Here is an 18,733-nt window from a genome sequence, read left to right as displayed (position 1 = left end):
TAATTACCACAAAATCTTAACATCTTTTGGCCATTGTTTCACATCAGTATAAATTTCGTTTCCTTTTTTAAAGGTGCTGTTTTCCATAGTAACATCGCTTTTTAATAATCCCATATCAATGTTTTTATTATCAAAAACGCTATTAATTACATAAGAATTATTAACAGAACGCCACATGGCTCCCCAAGTATTATTTACAATTTCGCAGCGATTTAAAATTACTTTTTGAGGTGCATATTTAGGATTTTCTGTATAATTAAACTTATCATAGTAGTTTTCACAAGGAAACCAAAGTGCTACTCTAGCACATCCTGAAACATGATATTTATGAAAAAAAAGATATCCTGCTTCGTCATGATCTGCCTGAATACCATTTGTTTTAGTATCTTTAATTGTACAACGTTGTGCCAAAACATACTCGCAAGACGTGTATTTATTTCCTTTTCCCAATACAGGATAAGACATATCACAATCAGATTGTAAAATATATTTATTGTACAAAAAATATACATTATGATACAAACCACCTGCAGAACCATTGTATTGAAAATTACAATTATCCATAATAATATTGTTAGTACGTTTCATGTGAACGCCTTGCGCAGACCAATCTGTAACATCAATATTTTGAAGCATAATTCTAGAATGTCTGCTTTCATTTCTACCTCTAATTAAAATACCATTTACCTTACCTTCTCTTGTCCCTTTTATTGTTAAATCTTTAATTACTAAATCTGTAACTTGTGGTTTTGCTTCAATATTAAAAGCGGCATTATCAATTCCTTTTCCTTGTAACAAAATTGTTTTTTCTCTTCCTTCTCCAACTAAAGTGATATTACTTCTTAAAGTAATTGTACTATTTAAAACATGAGTTCCTTTTTGTAAAAAAACAACTCCGCCACCTTCATTAAAAACTTTATCAATTGCTTTCTGAATGGATTGACCTGGTTTTACTTTTACAATATTTTGCAACCACTGTTTAGGGTACACTACATGTTTAAAATCATTATTCCATTTATCAAACATTATAGAATACACCTCTTTTTCGATGGTAACTTTTGTAAATGAAAAAGGTGTGTTTTGAGCCTTTATTGATGAAACTATTCCTATACAAATTATAATAAGTATCTGTTTTATATTTTTAATCATGTTCTTTTTTTACTGATATTATAAATATTTAGCAATTACTTCTGCTACTTTTTTACCTTGTTCTAGTTTTCCTAATTCGTTATAATGAACATTACCTGTAGCTTGTTTCCACTGCTCTCTATTTGGTTTGGTATATGTATAAAGGTCATTTATAGCAATATTTGGATAGTTTTCTAAAACTTCTAAAGCCGCTTTATTAAATTTGACACCATCGCCAGCAAAACGTCCTTTTGCATTTTCTGGAACAGCCGTTGTTGTGGCAAAAATTAATTTTGATTTTGGGTAATTTTCACCTAAGTAATTACAAATCTCAACTAGGTTTTTTTTGTATTCTTTAATTGATGAAACTTGTTTTCCGTTTTTATTTAAATGTTTCCCTTTCAGATATTTTAAATCGTGTAAACCAACATTAAAATGAATTACATCCCATTCAAAATTCCAACCTTTCTCTAAATTTGGTTGAAACATCGTGCTTTGCATTTTATCCATATTTGGAATAAAATCATGGCTTGCTCCTCCATTTTTAAACAACCGAATTACTGTAGCTTTATCTTCTAATTTTTCTCTAACTGTTGATGAATATCCTATGGAAATAGAATCACCATAAATAAGTACATTGGGTTTTCTTTTTACAGGTTTTACATATGTAAAAGCATCCGTTTTATAAACAGTACCAATTTTACCACACAATTGTTCCCAAGCTTTTTTACAAACCTTATGATCTGTTCTCTTAACATCGTTTTTTGCAAAAATCTCAGGCATTATTCCTATTCCTAAAATACTTGCTCCTAAAATTTTAGTAAATTCTCTACGTTTCATAAAATCAATAGTTATTTAGACCAAACTTTAATTTTATTCTCTCCTATTTTTAAACTATTAAAAGGACCAACTAAAGGTACTTTTGTCGTTCTTATTTCTTCAAAATAATCCTTGATTAAAGTTATTGGAGATCCATCTACATTTTCAAAAGGTGTTTCTGTTTGCAGTGCCATTCCCATTAATTGAGTATCTACCACATTAGTTTTTACTTTAGCAAAACTCTCATCAACAGTAATTTTTAAATAGTAACCATCTACTTCTTCAAACAAACTAATTTTAGGATTTAGCGTTCTATTTTCTATTTGATTGGTTTCTATATTTGATGGTAATGCTTTATTTAAATACAGATTACCATCTATAAACATCGGGAATTTCTGTTTGTTCGCTCGATTAAGACTTCCACTAAACTTCCATTTATATGAAGCATCCGGAAAATCATTATAAACACTTAAACCATGTTGCTGCCCTTTTTGTAAACTATCTTTATTGGAAGCTAAAATGTTATTATAAAAACGATCATCTCCCAAAATAATCGTCATTAAACCCATAACTTCAGTAGAATGTGGAAAATGATATTGAGTAAATCTATTTCCAGCAGCTCTAGTTTGCACTTTACCTGCCATTAAATTATTTGCAAACGTAGTTCCTTGCGAAGCATTTAATATGGATATTTCTGACAACAAAATATTGTTATCAATAATCATAGGCCCATGATTTACTTCTATAAATAAATCTTCACTAGCGTCATTATTATATAGCAAATTTCCCGTGACTCTTGCGCCTTGCGCTTGCCAATCTAACCAAATACCTCTATGATTATCATGAATAAAATTATTTTTGATTACGACATCAATAGCTGCATGTAATTTTATGCCTCCAATTTCCCAACCAACAAATTGTTTTTTTACATTAATATTGTAAATATGATTATTACTTATCTCACTAAAAACACATCCTAAATGACCAATAATACCACCTTGCTCACAATCTTTAATTGTATTATTTCTAATAATATGAGAGCCAATCATTTCTTTAGACCACCCCAACTGCAAGGCTTTAAAAACAACTTCTCGTTCTCTCTGTGTACCATGTTTTTTCTTATCGTTAATCCATAAATTCTGCCCAGAGGCTCTTTCTTTCCCTATACTGATTCCTGTACATTTAGAATCTGAAATTAGGTTATCTTCAATAATCCAACCTTTACTCCAATTGGGGCCAATTAAACCACCTTGTTCTGCTGTTGGCGGTGCCCATTGTGTTGCTGCCTGACTCATTTTAAATCCACGAACTGTAATATAATTCATTCCTGTTTTCTTTGGAAAAAAAACAGTTGGTCTTACATTTATTTCTACCAATTCTTTATTTGGATTTAATCCTTTAAAATTGGCATAAATTGTAGTTGTTTCTTGATTACTTTTACAAAACCATTTATATTTTGAACCTTCTGTATCTATTGCTCTTTTTAATGGAATTTCTTCGAAAACCTTAGACAAACTATCTATTTCATATAAAGATTTTCCATTAATATACACTTCTCCTAAATGATGTTCTCTTCCATATTTTTCTGTTAACCAATCTCCTTTTAATATTTCTTGATAAGGATTAAAATCGCCAAACATTTCATTCTTTAAAACAACTTTCCAAACGTTTCCTTTATGCTTTTTCCATTTCTTAATTTCCTCAGAACCTTTAATCCAAACCTCTTCATTTTCTGCTGCTTGATAAACAATTCTACTTAAATTATTAAAACCACCATTTGCAGGGTTTACCCATTCTCTATAAACCCCTTTATGTACGGTAATTACATCACCAGGTAATGCTATTTTTGCTGCTTTAGAAATTGTTTTAAAAGGGGCATTGATAGTTCCTTTATTAAAATCGTTTCCTTTAGTAATACTCACATGATATTCTGTTGCATGCATTACTGTTGATATTATTAATAAGGCAAAAACAACTTTTTGTTTAAATATATTCATACTATTATCTTAATTATTAAACTATACTTTAGAAAAATTGCAATAACAATCAATCATAAAACAGTTACTTTTTTAATATAAACTCTTTACTTGAAGAAGCATTTTCTGTTGGAAAATTACTAGGGATTTCTTGTGTTACTCGTCCTGTTGCAACCCATTCTGCTGCTCTTGTAAATGATGTAATAAAACCTACACTCTGAAAAGAAATTGCATCGTGACCTAAAATCGTATTAAACACTCTTCCTTTTCCATAATTGGTTACAATAAAAATTGGTTCGTGTCTATCTGTGGGTGCTTTTGCACTTTGATCTTTTCCTGTAGCTAGTATTGTCATATTTTCTGCAGGACCTCTTAATTTTGCATAACATTCATCTGCTGTTGTTAACCAAACTTTTGGCATTCCTTTCGTAATTGGATGATCTGCAACTCTTATCGTAATAGGAAACTCATGTTTTGCTCCATGAGAACCTGCCTTTCCAATAGAAGTATCGTAAATTAACTCTTCTTCATTATTATAATATACATAAGGACCATCTTTTTCATCTCTGTCTCCCCAACCTCCTAGTCCAATCATTTTATTATATTCTAACCATTCACCAAAAGAATTATTAGCAGCATGAACAGCTATAAATCCTCCTCCTTTTTTGATAAATTTTTCAAATGCTTTTTGTGTTTTTTTGGGCCAATCGGCTGCTCCCCAACCAAAATTAGAAACCACAACATCGTATTTATCAAACTTTATAGAAAAATCTGGATCTCTTTTTGGTTTTTTTAAAAACTCTCTTTTTTCTGCATTTGCAAGTGGTAAAAAGGCTTTTTCCTCTTCTCCTTTCCACAAGAATTTTGTTCTTTTAATATCAACAGAAAACAACTCCGTTTCTTCTAAATATTGTTTCATCATTATAGTAGATTTTGGCCAAACACTATGATTGTTTTGACCATCTACTATTAATACTTTTATCTTTGATTTTACTTCCGTTTCTGACATCAAAGAAAAGGAACACATAAAACCGATAAATGCAAGAAATGAGACTATTTTACTCCACTTCATTTTCTTTTATTTAAAAATTAAATTTTCTCAATTTTTGCATAATAAGCACCTATTTCAACATTCGTATCCAAAGTAAACCAAGTTTGTAAATGTGTTTCTCCTTTTTCTAATTCAACTGTATACTCTACATATTCAGATGTTAAATCTACTTTTTTAGACATTTCTATATTCTGAATTTTAATTCTAGAATTTTTAATAACCAATGCTTTTCCTTTTTTACTAGGAGTAACACTTGTACCTTCTAAAGCAGGTCTCACAGGTGCTTTTGCTCCTAAAGCTAAATGAGATTCTTCTGGCCAACGACGTAATTTTAAACTATACGTTCCGGCTTTTGCTACTTTTACTCGCCAAAAACCGTTATTAATTTGTCCTTGTCTAATATGATCTTGTTTCCAAGGAGTAAAAGTATCTGTATGCCAATCATGACAAAATAAAGTTGTTGGGTTTTCTGCTTCATTACCAACAATAAAATAAGGTTTTTCTACAAAAGTGGGTGAAATTTCTGCCCACCATTTATCATATGCTGCTTTATATTTTACTACTTTTTCTGGATATTGATCTGCTATATTTGTTCTTTGTTCTGGATCTGTATCTAAGTTATACAATTCCGTTCCTTCTACCATTCGCCAATTTTTATGCATTAAAGCGGTACGTTTCCAAGGAACAGGATCTGTAGAAAACTGTGTATTTACATATACAATTCTATCATCAAAATTAGAATTATCACCATCCATTAAAGGCACTAAACTAGAACCATCAAACTTTAAATCTTCTTTTACTTCTAACTTACATAAATCTATTAAAGTTGGTAAAATATCATAATGAGCCGTTAATGCATTTATATCTTTTCCTACATTAATTTGTCCATCTTTCCAATGAATAAAGAAAGGAACTCGATGCCCGCCTTCATACATACTTGCTTTTACACCACGCATTCCTGCATTGTTTCCTTTGGCTATAAAACCATCTAATCTGTCTTGTCCTTTACCCATTTTGCTTCCTGCTGAAGAACCATTATCCGCAGTAAAAATTAAAATAGTATTGTCCATCAAATCAATTTCTTTTAAATAAGTTACTAACTTACCAAGGTTTTCATCAATATTAGCAATCATACCATAAAAAGCAGGATTAGGAATATTTTCATTGTTTTTATATTCTTCTGAATATTTATCGGCTACCCAATATGGCGAATGTGCTGCATTGGTAGATAAATAGCAAAAGAATGGTTTGTTTTTTTGTTTACCGATGTATTTCTTAGCATTTTCGAACCAAACATCTGTACAATACCCTTCAAATTTTTCTAATTTACCGTTATGTACATACATATCATCAAAATAATCATTATTCCAATAATCCATTGTTTGGCCAACTCCTCCTCCATTATTCATTAAAACCTCATCAAAACCTTTGTCTTGTGGTCTAAACGGATAATTATCGCCTAAATGCCATTTACCAAACATGGCTGTATTGTATCCATTTTCTTTAAAAACTTGCGCCATAGTAGTTTCTCTTTCTAGAATTAAAGAGCGCCCTTTTATGGTAAAAAACACACCAGTTCTATAGTTATGGTGACCAGTCATTAAAGCGGCTCTTGTAGGCGCACAAGTAGGACTTACATGATAATCTGTAAGTCTTGTACTTTTACTTTGTAAAGCGTCTATATTTGGAGTCTTAATTTCTTTATTTCCTAAAGCAGCTATATCTCCATAACCAATATCATCTACCATAATTAAAATTACATTTGGTTTTGTATTTTTTTTATTTTCTACCTTTTCTTTTGAAGAACAAGACAGAAAAAACAAAATACAACAATGTATTATTACAAAATATAAAACTCTTTTTATTGAACCTGAATAAGTCATTATTTAATAATTTTAATTTAAGTTTTTTAAAGCAAATCTAACTAAGAGAAAAGCTGATTACAAATTTAAAAATGTTCTCTTTTTTCTATTGTATACTATATGCAACCTTTTTAACTTAAAGCCCATTTAATGATTAAAGCCCTATATATCTTTAAAAAAATAAAAAGGCTACCTTATTAAGATAGCCTTTTTTACATTCAGTTTTAACCAAATTATCAACAAATAAATAATACACTATTTTAAACTAATTACTCTATAATCTCCTACTTCAAATTTCTTTTCTTTTTCATTCTGAGTAATTATTACCGGCACTTCATTATGTAAAAATAATTGTCCGTTTTTTACTTCTAAAACAACATTACCCAATACGTTAGAAGCAATTGAATATCCTTTTGCTTTTAAAAGGTTTCCTTTTCCCATAAATAGAATAATATCTCCATTCTTTTCTTCTCCAATCAATGCGTAAGAAGCGTCTGAACTTATGCCTTTATAAGTTGCTTTATATTGATTTTTAGATGAAAATATAAAATCTTCTCTTCCTGATTTATTGATGATCTGTAATCCTACAAATTCCTTATTATCATTTTCATCCTCAAAGCTTTTTATACTTTTTATGCTTTTTCCTTCTGTGGATGTAAATGGTTCGTAAACGGATACAAATGGATGTTTCCAAGCTTCTCCGTGCTGACGTGCGGCTAATGTTAAATAAGGTGCTTTATCAACATCATAAGGTAAATTATGTTTCTTAAAAGCTTTGTTTGGTGGCGATTTTAATGAAAAAATTTCACGTCCTTCAGTTCCTTTCATCCACAAATTCATAAATACATCTTCCTGCCCTTCTGGTCTGTCAATTTTCCATTGTGCTTGATAATCTTTATCACTTTTAATTGATTTTTTATCCCACTGATAATCAAAAGCATATAAATATCCACCTGCAAATGCCATTTCTTCACTTGGCGTAAGGTGTAAAGGTTTTCCTAAAGCATCCATAACTTGCATACTTTGCCCTAAATTATGATAAAAATAATCGTGAAATTTATCTCCTTTACGTTGTTTTTTAGAACGGAAAATATCAACATAATATCCTGTTTTTTCTCCTGTTTTAATAGTACTTACTATTCGGTTTTGATCACTACGAGTTTCTGGTTCTAAAAAATACACATCAGAAAAAGTAATATTTTTATAATATCCTTCCTTTTTTTCTGATTTTGGATATTCGCCCATTAAATCAAAAGCATGATTACTAAACATTTCTGTATAAGAAGATACGCCGTCTACCATTACCGTATTATGTGCAGGAAACTGAGAATAAAACTCTAAATAGATTGGTTGTAAATAACCCGCACCTTTACCAGGATCTGCTCCTTGTACAAAACCTTTTCCGTACAATTCTAAGTTAATTCCGTTTGCATGCATGTGGTTACCTAATGATGCATTTAAAGATGCCATCATTCCGTTTTTACCACTTCCCATACGTTGCACATGCCAACTTACATTTGGTGCATAAAAGGTTTGTGTTATATAATCTTTAATATCTGCAGTTTTGTATTTCTTATTTAATTCTAAAGGTTTTGCTGCAAAAAAAGAAGAAATATTTGCCTTTGGTTTTCTTTTACTTTTTGTTTTTTCTGAAGTGTCTTCAAACAAACGATACATTCCTGTAAATTCTTCTTCTAACGCTTTATCATCATTTTTCTGTGCAATACGAATCATATTACTAATTGCATCTGTGTAAATTGGGCCATAACTTGTATCTCCAAAAGCAACAATTTGTCCATTCGGAAATAAATATTGAGGTAACATTTTTACCGCTTTATTTATGGTGGGTGTATACGGTAAAATATTATGATCAAAAGTGTTATCAAAATCATTAATAAAAGTAGTCAAATCTTTGGTTACTCCTTGAGAATAACCAGGACATTCTGCCCAAACACCTGTTTCTTTATCATAGCCAAAATCCATAAATTTATTAAGCGACCATTGACGCGCAGAAGTAACATTTAAAATATAATTGATATAATATTCTCTTCCTTTTTTGTCTTCATAGTTTTTATCATCTTGTAAAACCATTGCTGCTTTTAAAATGGTTTTTGCCTGATGAAGATTCCAGTTATTCTGTGGTACTCCGTTTTTTATAATTTGATCTGTCCATCTTTTAATGGTCTTATCATACATTACAATATTTTCTGGATGATTTACTTCTATATATTGATGTAAAAAATCATACAATTCTGCTATGTTTTTCAGCGTTCCTTCATGAATTACTTGAAAATTAGTAAAACCTACCAATGTTTGAATATGACCATTCATTAAATCAATTGGCTCATTTCTGTAAGACATTCCTTCCATATACGTATGAAAAATATCATAAGAAAATTTTGCAAACTTTTTATCATTTTCTAACCAATATAAAAATGCGGCATCACGAGAAAGGCTAATAATATTATCATTAATTGAATAAATTGCTCTACCTGTTTTAGATATTTCTGCCCACTCAAATGGGGTACCTTCTTTTGTTTTATTTGGTAAATACAAACCACGAGGATCATCCATATATGGTAAAATATCCTCTAATTTCGGTACGCCATAATTTGAGGTATAATCTCTAGAACCTACAAAACGTACTGTGGGTACTGGCGCTTTACCATCTGCGTGGGAATAATTAATTCCGTTAACATAAACGTTAGTAGATTTTGTTTTCCAATACATTTGCAAACGAGAAACCATCCATTCTGGATCATTTACATGACGCGCAACATGTTTATCTATTCTATTATGAATTCCTGCTAAAACATCCGTCGCCCAATCTTCTTTTTTAATCGTTTTCCTTAAATCTTTTTTACCAGATTCTGTAACATACAATCTCGGATATCCTTGTTCTAAATTTGTTGGAACCGGTATTGTATTACTGTTTTGTGCGTGTAGTTTATTTACTAAAACCAAACACATAAAAAAAACTAGGTTTTTCAATATTTTACTTCTCATTTTATTTTTATTGAACAAGATGTTATTATTTTTAATCACATAAAAATATACTTTTTTGTGATGTCTATTAAATTTAATGGCAATGTAATTAAAGAGCCAAATTAGCAGTATAAACTATAATTCAAAAAGTATAAATTATAATCTAATCTTAAACATTTAAAAACTTTATCCATTACTCTCTCAAATATCTGTCTTACTATTCTAGTAAATGCACATAATTATAATAAACTGCTCCAACCATTTTTCCTGATGTATCATAAAACCAAGTCTGAATAAATGCTGGACCTTTTGGTATTTTTTTTAATGTAAAATTTACACTATCTGAATTAGGATTCGCTTTTTTAGTTTCATCTACATACACAGTATCTCCATGCCAAATTTTAATACGCGCACTTGCTATTGGCAAAGCAATACCAGATCCTTTTGATGTTAATGTAGTATTCTCTTCAATTTCTTTTGGCCAACGACGAAAATCAAAATTATAAGTTCCTTGTTTTTCAAAATCAACAGCGATAAAACCACTTCCAGTTGCTCCTTTTTTAACTGCATCTTGATCCCAAATTACGGTTCCATGAAAATCCATAGCATGCAAATCTGTTTTGGGTTCTGCATCATTACCTATTATAATTCTTGTATATTCATCTGATCGCTCATCAACAAGTTTCCACCATGCTTCATATTCTTCTTTTAATGCTGATACAATAGCATTATGAGCTGGATTTTTAATGACATCTATTTTTTGCTTTTCATCAACCAAAACATCATACAATTCCCAATCTACATCTGCACTATTTCTTATTAAACGCCATTTATGAATAATTTTATCACCTTGCCAAATATCTTTTTTTACTGAAAGTTTTTTATATTTTTCTGGAAACTCTGTCCACATATCATTAATAGTAACTGCTCTATTTTTATATTCAACAGGGTCGTTTGATGTATCTGTATCTAAAAAGGGTTTAAAGCTTTTTCCTCTAATTTTTAATTTTTGGGGTCTGTTAGGCACATCTTTTAAATCTAAAATATCCATAAAGGTAGGCAACCAGTCTATATGCGCAGTAAGCGGAGTTACTTCTCTAGCTTTTCCTTCTCCACCAAGTCCTCCTTTTTCCCATCTTACAAAACTAGGCACTCGTGTGCCTCCATCATAATTAGAACCTTTTCCTCCACGAAGGTAAGTTCCGCCTCCATTATCTGTAGTAAAAATTAAAATGGTATTATCTGCAATTCCTCTATCGTCTAGAAATCGCATCAATCTTCCCATATTTTTGTCAATATTTTCTATGGTTCCCGTTTTAGCATTCACTCCTTTTCTAGCATCTGGTGGCTTTACATGTGGTGCATGTGCTGTACCTAAAGGAATATAAGCAAAAAAAGGTTTTTTCTTTTCAATATTATCATCCATAAATTCCATGGCACGATTAAAGAAAAAATTATTGGTAAAAGCTCCTTTTATTCCATCATCTTCATCTGTCATTTTAACCAATTTATCATTTACCCAAATACTCGCATGGTTGTTTGTGTTATTCCAATAATCTGGTTGCTGCCCTGTTCCTCCTCCTTTTATCCAAGCCACGTACTCAAAACCACGGTCTTTGGGACGAAAAGGATAATTATCTCCTAAATGCCATTTAAAAAACAATCCTGTTGCGTAGCCATTTGCTTTAAAAATATCTGCCATGGTAATTTCATCTGCTCGCATCATATTTCTACCATTAATTGTATGCCAAACCCCAACCACATCACTTGGTCTCCCTGTTAAAAGTGCGGCTCTTGTTGGCGAACAACTTGGCGATACATGAAAATCTGTTAAACGAACACTTTCATCTGCCAGCTTATCAATATTCGGAGTTTTAGGTCCGTTTTTTTTATAATAAGAAAAAGCATTATGGCTAATATCATCTGGCATTACAAAAATAACATTGGGTCTCTCTTGGGCAAAAGTGGTAACAATTGTCATCAATAATAAAATAAATGTTGTGATTGTTCTCATGTTTTTTATTTGATGTTATTTATTTTAAATGTGATAGAATAAAATTGGTTGCATATTCATTTAATGCTTCCATTGATGGCGAGATATTGGATCCACTAAAACTATGGCCTGCATTCTTAATAGTTAATAACTCTACATTTGCATTCTTTTCTTTGGCTACCTCAACCATATAAATTGAATTTATAATCGGTAACACAATGTCTTTATCTCCATGAAGAAGTAAAATAGGTGGACTCTTTTTTTTCAATAATTCTGTTGGACTCAATTGCTTTGCCAATGCTAGTTTATTTGATAAACTATCTCCTAAAATTCTAGTATAAGATTCTTTGTTTTCAAAAAGAGAACCTGGTACTAATTTTGGATTTATTAAAGATGTTGCTGGAAAATAAGAAACTACACATTTAAAATCTGGAGAAAATTTCGATAATTTAATTGCTCCTTTAAAATCAGAATTTTCTCCTAAAGCGGTTACTAAACTTAAATGTCCTCCAGCAGAACCGCCCCAAACACCATACTTTTTGATATCTAATTGATATTCTTTAGCATTTTTTAAAAGAAAACGAGCCGCATCTTTTGCATCTACAACAGCATCATAAGCAGTGGATTGACCTCGTGTTCTTCGATACTCAATAGTAACACAAACAACACCACTATCTAATAAAGATTTTAAAGTACCTACAAAAGATTTTCTAAATACTTTGTACCTATCTCCTCCTCTCCAACCTCCTCCATGAACATGCAACATCCAAGGATTTTTCTTTTTGATTTTATCTGGATTCGGATAATAAATATCCATTTCTAAACTGATGCCATTTATCACTTTGTAAACAACATCTTTTTTATAATTAAATGTTTCTAAGATTTCTTTATCTCCTTGTGTTTGACCATAAATTAATGATTGAAAAGCAAGAAAAAACAGCAGAATTCCCTTTATTCTTATGCTATACATTGCAAACCTCATTACGCCTTATTTTTAAAAACAAAAGCACATAAACTTTCTGCAGGAAGGTTTACAGCATAGGTTTTTCCTTTTAATTCAATATTTTGTGTAGCAGCCATTGCTTCGTTATTTTCTAAAAACACCACAACTCTATCTTTATTTTTTACAGCAATTGCTTTCTTATTTTCTGGCGTATTTACCACTAAACTTTGGTCTCCTGGACGAATATATTGACTTAATAAAGAGATGGGTGCATAATCAGAATTATAAGTTAACTCACCAGAAGTACGATTAATATTAATCAAACTATTTTGTTTCCAACCCCATCCACTAGTGCTTGTTTCATTTAAAATAATATTCCAATAACAGAAATTTTCACTTCCAGAATTTAACCAATCTGATACTTCTGAAAATCTTTTTCTTGCTTGTTTCATCGAATTTTTACCATCGTCGCAACGACCTTCTGTATGCATTATTTTTATATCTGGATGATTTTCTAACAACTCTTCCATAGTTGAAGGCGGACAATACTGTAAGCCAACTCCTGTTACGTTTTTAGATTTTTCTAACGACATAAATTTTTGAGCATCTTTACGTTTTCCTCTAAAACTTCCTGCCCAAAGTTCGGTATCAATATTTGATTCTTTAAATTGAGGAATGATGTAATCTGAGACCAAATCTGCCATTTCTTCTGGCTGCATATCATTACCTGGATATCCAGGATTCATATCAGTTTCATTCTGAATTACTAATCGGTCAATCGTAATTCCATTTTCTTTATAGGCTTTAATATATTTAGCAAAATACAAAGCATACGCTTCATAAATTTTAGGATCTTTTTTTAGAATATTTTGCTCAACATTTTTATCTCCACCATCCATTGTACCAGATTCTTTCATCCAACCTGGTGGACTCCAAGGTGAAGCAAACATTTTTAATTGAGGATTTACTTTATATGCCGCTTGTAAAAACGGAATTAAAGTTGATTTTTCTCTTGCTATAGAAAAATGTTCCATGGTATAATCACCAGGAGTTTCGCTATAGCTATATGCACTTAATCCAAAATCTGAAGAACCAACAGCCGTTCTACAATTAGACAAACCAGAACCATCGGTAGTATTAAAAAGTGCATTTGATAATTCTTTTTGATTTTCTGCAGATAAACTCACAAAAGCATCTCCTCCCATTTCGTTAAAAGCGCCACCAATTCCGCTTAAATTTGGGTGAATAATACTATCTAATTCTACTTTAAAACTTACACTTACGTCTTTTTGTAAGCTTAAATCTACACTTGTACTTTTTACAGGTTGTGCTGTAACTTTTGTTCCGTTAGCTAACGTTACATAGTTCAATTCTAATTGATAATCATCGTTTGTTTTACAACTTGTAAGCATTAAACCTATAACTAACGAGAGACTAACTATTCTTAATATATTTCTTTTCATGTTCTATATTTTGAGTTTTTTTTAAATTTTAGTTTCCAATAAAATTCCTTTTTAATCAAGAGCGCTTAAATATAATTCTTCTGTCTTTTTTCTTAATTTCTTTAGCGTGTTACTATATTTAGGATTATTTGCCAAATTGTGCTGCTCTAAAGGGTCTTTTTCTAAATCGTATAATTCCTCAATTTTAGGAGTATGTTCGTAGTAAGTAAAATACTTATAACGTTCTGTTCTTATTCCATGACTACGATAAGACTTATTTTTGTTGATTAATTCTTTATTAATTTCATCTACGTTTTCTTTATATCGATGTTCAAACATTTCCACCAAAAAAAGATCCTCCATAAATACAGCATCTCTCCACTGAGACATATCCTGGGTTTTATTTAAAATTCTACTAAAATCTCTCCCTTGCATGCTCTTTGGCACATCAATACCGGCTAATGATAAAATCGTTGGAGCCATATCTACAGATGAAATAAGAGCATTTTCTCTGTATCCTTGTTTTTCTTTTGCTACTCTTCCGTCATAAACAATTAAAGGGGCTTTTACAGATTCTTCGTATAATAAACATTTATCAAAAAGCCCGTGAGAACCTTGAAAACGCCCATTATCACTCGTGTAAATAATAATCGTATTTTCTAACATTCCTTTTTCTTTAAGTTTCGCAATCAAAAGACCAACTTGATCATCTACACTATAACCTTGTGTTGCAAAACGTTGTACTAAATTCTGATGCATTTCTGGAGTAGAAGATCTTGCTTTATGCAAATAAACACCTCGTGCATTTTCTTTTACAACAGTTGGTAGCTTTTCATTTTCTCCTTCTTGCCAATTTTCTGGCACAGACATTTCTTTGTCTTTAAACAAATTATAATGCGGCATATACATGTCTTTATTGTTATCGTGTTTTACTGCATAAAAACTAACGGAAAGACAAAAAGGTTGGTTTTGGGGTTGTGTTTCTAAAAAACGTAACATTGCTTCACCTGTTCTTAATGTTCTACCAGAATTTGGTCGTCCTTTTTTATAGATCTCTTTTAAACCTTTGTCATTTTCTGGCCACATTACAATGCCATTTCTATCATGTGTTTCACTACCTGCAAAAAAATCAAAAACATTGCCCATTTCTTTTTTATAAAAATGTTCTTTTGGCGTACTTGGTCTTGTAGATTTTTCTGTTACCGTAAAACCAACTTTACCAATAAACCCTGTGCGATAACCTGCGTTTTTAAGTATTGATGGATACCCGTTTTCAAAATCATTCTTAGATAAAGTATAATCAGTTGGTGCTACAAAGCCAACTTTGTGGTTAGAATTATAACGCCCAGTCATCATGGTTACACGACTTGGCATACAAATAGCCACAGCATAATATGCTTTATCAAACACAACAGCATTATCTGCCAATTTATCGATGTTAGGTGTGTTAAATTCTGGCTTGCCATAACAACCCATATTATCCCAACGTTGATCATCCGTCATTAAAAAAATAATATTAGGTTTGTCTTGAAAAAAGGCAAAAACATCTATTGGTTGTGTAAATATTAAATAGAAAACAACAACTAATTGAAGGTGTTTTTTTGATTTTTTAAGTAGCATAATTATTCTTTATTTAGTTTAATTCGTCTTCAAAAACTTGTTCTAGTTCTATATAATCAATCGCTAATTGTCCTTTGGACGGTTTCCAATCTCTTTTAAATATGCGCACTAAATTATCTCCTGCTTTTAATTCTACAATACCAAAATCGATCACTGTAAATTCTTTAGATTGAGGAAAAACAAATTCTTTGTACTTATGACTATTAATTAATATATCATGATTTGATTCTCCATCTGGCGAAGCATATCTAACTTTAAAACGATATTTTGATTTTTTAGCAACTTGTGCCAACATGTATACATGATCAAACGGATTGTCAAAATTTGTAACATAGCCTTTACCACTATAACCTTTTATCCATGTATCAACAATTACATTGTACAATTCGCCACCTGCTGCAAAACCATTTTCTGCTTCTAAATGCAACGTTGTTCTTGTTCTTTTTGCCAGACCTAAACCTTCTTTTGACGGAACAATAGGAATGATATCTCCATTTTTATCATTCTGTAAATAATCTGCCATTACATTTCTAGTTTCACTTAAACCGCCAGATAACCATGCACTGTGATAAAACATCATATCTTTTCCTTTATAAGTAACAACTCCGCCGTGATTTGTACCACTCTGTCCTTCAAAATCATCAATAAAATTACCTTTAAATTCATAAGGCCCTAAAGGATTATCTGCTACGGCATAAAACATTTTTTCTGGCCAACGTCTTGGAGTTAAACCAGGGTAGGTTAAATAATATTTTCCATCTTTTTTATGCACCCAAGGACCTTCAAAAACATGAGTTAGTTGCTTCGTTAAATCCACATAAGTTTCTGGCTTAATAGACATTAAATCTTCATTTAATTCAGCAGCAAAACATTTACGATCGTGTCCCCAATATAAATACGGAGTTCCGTCATCATCAATAAAAATAGCTGGATCTTGACCAAATTCTACTCCTTTTACATACCCTAAATCTTTAAAAGGACCTTGCGGAACATCACTAACTGCAACACCAGTTCTAAAAAGTCCTATTCCAGCTTCTTTCATACAATAAATAACATAATATTTTTCTCTATAATATGTTGCATCCATTGCCCAAGCATGACTCTCTGCCCAGTCTACATTTTCTAAATGTAAAATACGTCCATGATCTGTCCAATTTACCATATCTGTAGTAGAAAACGCATGGTAACCTGTCATTCCGTAATGGTTATTAGAACCTGGTTCATCATGACTTGTATACACCCACAATTTATCAGGATTATCTGGCCAAACATGAGGTGAAGGATCTGCTGTAAAAACATGCGTAAATACTGGATTTTGAGCAAAACCTTGCCCAATAAAACTGATGTATAAAATTAAAATATACTTCAATTTTCTAAATTCTTGATTCATCATTGTTATTTTTTGTTATTTAGTAATGTGTATATTTTTACCTTTATTTTCATTGATAGTTCCATTCGTTTTTATTGTACAATCTCTTGCTTTTTCTCCGATGGATATAGACATACCTGTTTCATTTTTTAAGTGAAGACCTACAACTTCTGCTTCACTATAAGGAGACATAGATTCTCCATGCATTGGCTGTGTGTAACCAACCAAAATAGGTACATCTTGTTTTCTATTTTTTTTATCTTCTGCTTTAAGAACTACTGCATTATTTGTTCCTAAAACAGTAATTAAAGAATGAACCAACCTATCAGATTCTGTAGCATCAACAAACAATTCTACATTTACATTATTACCTTCTACAAATAATAAAGGGCCGTAATTAGCATCCCCTTTACAGTTAATCATTGTAGTATTATCACCAATCCAATAAGCACGTTCTGTACCAATAGTTTTGCAATTTTCTAAACGAGCTTCATTAAAACGAAGTTCGAATCCTCCACACGTATTTTTAGCTGTACAGTTTTTAAATTTGATATTTTCACAGACTCCATAAGTTCTAAATCCGTCTTCGCAAAGCGATTTCATATAACCTGGAGTTACTACATATTCTCCTTCTCTATTTTGAGTCCATGTTTTAAAATTGACATCAAATGCTGTGCCTGAAGTTTCTGCTAAAATACTATCTGTAGAACGTACTTCTCCTTCGGCATAACAGTCTTCAAAATATACATTTTTTGGATGCTGTTGAATAAAAAAGCAATGCCCAAAGGAACGATTATATACTTTACATCCGTATAATTTTGTGTCATTTCCTGTAACTAAGAGACCACTATGCTTTCTATGTCTTACAGTTGTTTCTTTTTGTTTTCCTTTTCCGAATAAATCTCCATATCCATACGGAAAAGATCCTGCCACATGTAATGTGATTTCTCTAAGAACATTTGCTTTACCTGCCACTTGTAACACCGTTCCTCCTGGAGATGTTCCTGTTCCAACACATCTTATAGTAAGTCCTAAAAATGAATTATTTGATCCTGTTACTAAAAATTCATCAGAATGAATTGGTGGTTTTAATTTGGTTCTAATTTCTGTATCCAACTCAATTTCTACGCCTTTTAGATTGAAAATATTATTACTTCCACTAAAAGTAATGTACTGATACATTTTACGATTCTTACGAATACTAATAGAATCTGAATTTAGATAATCTGTCAATTTATAAACTCCAGGTTTCATGGTGATTATATTTCCATTTTCAGCAGCGTATTTTGCCAATTCTTTTAATGAATTGATTTTTATCTCTTTGGCGTCTGTTATAGAACTAACGAATAGTAAACCAAATAATAATGTTCTGAGTATTATTTTCATTTTTTCTATTTTCATAAATGTTAAAACCTAAAAATTTTTTATCTGTTTCTATCTATTTAATAAAAATAATTTAAGCAACCTCATTTTTATATAATACATGGTTCTTTTACTATAAAACAACATCCAAAACACAAATAAGTCAAGGTATGAGTTATTTCA

The 18,733-nt window shown here is 31.1% G+C and carries 12 protein-coding genes; all 12 read right to left on the bottom strand.

Annotation, left to right across the window (positions count from 1 at the left end; translation table 11 throughout):
* Positions 1–3: 3 nt before the first annotated feature.
* Entirely contained in the window at positions 4–1,149 is a 1,146-nt protein-coding gene (locus tag ACJJVY_RS10450) for a glycosyl hydrolase family 28-related protein (RefSeq protein ID WP_405607946.1), read from the bottom strand.
* Between the two features lie 18 nt (positions 1,150–1,167).
* Complete coding sequence (locus ACJJVY_RS10445; protein ID WP_405607943.1) at positions 1,168–1,968, bottom strand: SGNH/GDSL hydrolase family protein; 801 nt, start codon at positions 1,966–1,968, stop codon at positions 1,168–1,170.
* 11 nt (positions 1,969–1,979) lie between these two features.
* Positions 1,980–3,944: a right-handed parallel beta-helix repeat-containing protein gene (locus tag ACJJVY_RS10440; RefSeq protein ID WP_405607940.1), complete on the bottom strand. Its 1,965-nt coding sequence runs from the start codon at positions 3,942–3,944 to the stop codon at positions 1,980–1,982.
* Between the two features lie 64 nt (positions 3,945–4,008).
* Positions 4,009–4,995, bottom strand: a complete 987-nt coding sequence (locus ACJJVY_RS10435; RefSeq protein ID WP_405607937.1) for a ThuA domain-containing protein — start codon at positions 4,993–4,995, stop codon at positions 4,009–4,011.
* Between the two features lie 17 nt (positions 4,996–5,012).
* Positions 5,013–6,857: an arylsulfatase gene (locus ACJJVY_RS10430; RefSeq protein WP_405607934.1), complete on the bottom strand. Its 1,845-nt coding sequence runs from the start codon at positions 6,855–6,857 to the stop codon at positions 5,013–5,015.
* A 234-nt stretch (positions 6,858–7,091) separates the two neighbouring features.
* A complete protein-coding gene (locus ACJJVY_RS10425) occupies positions 7,092–9,842 on the bottom strand; it encodes a six-hairpin glycosidase (RefSeq protein WP_405607931.1) in 2,751 nt (916 codons plus the stop codon).
* A 196-nt stretch (positions 9,843–10,038) separates the two neighbouring features.
* Positions 10,039–11,835: a sulfatase-like hydrolase/transferase gene (locus ACJJVY_RS10420; RefSeq protein ID WP_405607928.1), complete on the bottom strand. Its 1,797-nt coding sequence runs from the start codon at positions 11,833–11,835 to the stop codon at positions 10,039–10,041.
* A gap of 19 nt (positions 11,836–11,854) precedes the next feature.
* Positions 11,855–12,796, bottom strand: coding sequence for a prolyl oligopeptidase family serine peptidase (locus tag ACJJVY_RS10415; RefSeq protein ID WP_405607925.1), 942 nt, complete (start codon positions 12,794–12,796; stop codon positions 11,855–11,857).
* Entirely contained in the window at positions 12,796–14,220 is a 1,425-nt protein-coding gene (locus ACJJVY_RS10410; RefSeq protein ID WP_405607922.1) for a glycoside hydrolase family 30 protein, read from the bottom strand. The genes ACJJVY_RS10415 and ACJJVY_RS10410 overlap by 1 nt, the downstream gene beginning before the upstream one ends.
* Before the next feature lie 51 nt (positions 14,221–14,271).
* Positions 14,272–15,819, bottom strand: a complete 1,548-nt coding sequence (locus tag ACJJVY_RS10405; RefSeq protein ID WP_405607919.1) for a sulfatase-like hydrolase/transferase — start codon at positions 15,817–15,819, stop codon at positions 14,272–14,274.
* A gap of 13 nt (positions 15,820–15,832) precedes the next feature.
* Positions 15,833–17,212 carry a family 43 glycosylhydrolase gene (locus tag ACJJVY_RS10400; RefSeq protein WP_405607916.1) on the bottom strand — a complete coding sequence of 460 codons (1,380 nt, stop codon included), beginning with the start codon at positions 17,210–17,212 and terminating at the stop codon, positions 15,833–15,835.
* A gap of 12 nt (positions 17,213–17,224) precedes the next feature.
* Positions 17,225–18,574 (bottom strand): hypothetical protein, encoded by a 1,350-nt coding sequence (locus ACJJVY_RS10395; RefSeq protein ID WP_405607913.1) that lies wholly within the window; start codon positions 18,572–18,574, stop codon positions 17,225–17,227.
* Between the last annotated feature and the right edge of the window lie 159 nt (positions 18,575–18,733).

It is taken from the genome of Polaribacter sp. Asnod1-A03 (assembly GCF_045063585.1).
Classification (GTDB): Bacteria; Bacteroidota; Bacteroidia; order Flavobacteriales; family Flavobacteriaceae; genus Polaribacter.
This window is presented reverse-complemented; position numbering and strand designations above follow the sequence as displayed.

What these genes read in the sequence shown, in the direction of transcription:
- ACJJVY_RS10410 (WP_405607922.1), bottom strand. Translation starts at nt 14,220, where the DNA reads ATGAAAAGAAATATATTAAGAATAGTTAGTCTCTCGTTAGTTATAGGT.
- ACJJVY_RS10440 (WP_405607940.1), bottom strand. Translation starts at nt 3,944, where the DNA reads ATGAATATATTTAAACAAAAAGTTGTTTTTGCCTTATTAATAATATCA.
- ACJJVY_RS10425 (WP_405607931.1), bottom strand. Translation starts at nt 9,842, where the DNA reads ATGAGAAGTAAAATATTGAAAAACCTAGTTTTTTTTATGTGTTTGGTT.
- ACJJVY_RS10445 (WP_405607943.1), bottom strand. Translation starts at nt 1,968, where the DNA reads ATGAAACGTAGAGAATTTACTAAAATTTTAGGAGCAAGTATTTTAGGA.
- ACJJVY_RS10450 (WP_405607946.1), bottom strand. Translation starts at nt 1,149, where the DNA reads ATGATTAAAAATATAAAACAGATACTTATTATAATTTGTATAGGAATA.
- ACJJVY_RS10415 (WP_405607925.1), bottom strand. Translation starts at nt 12,796, where the DNA reads ATGAGGTTTGCAATGTATAGCATAAGAATAAAGGGAATTCTGCTGTTT.
- ACJJVY_RS10435 (WP_405607937.1), bottom strand. Translation starts at nt 4,995, where the DNA reads ATGAAGTGGAGTAAAATAGTCTCATTTCTTGCATTTATCGGTTTTATG.
- ACJJVY_RS10405 (WP_405607919.1), bottom strand. Translation starts at nt 15,819, where the DNA reads ATGCTACTTAAAAAATCAAAAAAACACCTTCAATTAGTTGTTGTTTTC.
- ACJJVY_RS10420 (WP_405607928.1), bottom strand. Translation starts at nt 11,835, where the DNA reads ATGAGAACAATCACAACATTTATTTTATTATTGATGACAATTGTTACC.
- ACJJVY_RS10400 (WP_405607916.1), bottom strand. Translation starts at nt 17,212, where the DNA reads ATGATGAATCAAGAATTTAGAAAATTGAAGTATATTTTAATTTTATAC.
- ACJJVY_RS10395 (WP_405607913.1), bottom strand. Translation starts at nt 18,574, where the DNA reads ATGAAAATAATACTCAGAACATTATTATTTGGTTTACTATTCGTTAGT.
- ACJJVY_RS10430 (WP_405607934.1), bottom strand. Translation starts at nt 6,857, where the DNA reads ATGACTTATTCAGGTTCAATAAAAAGAGTTTTATATTTTGTAATAATA.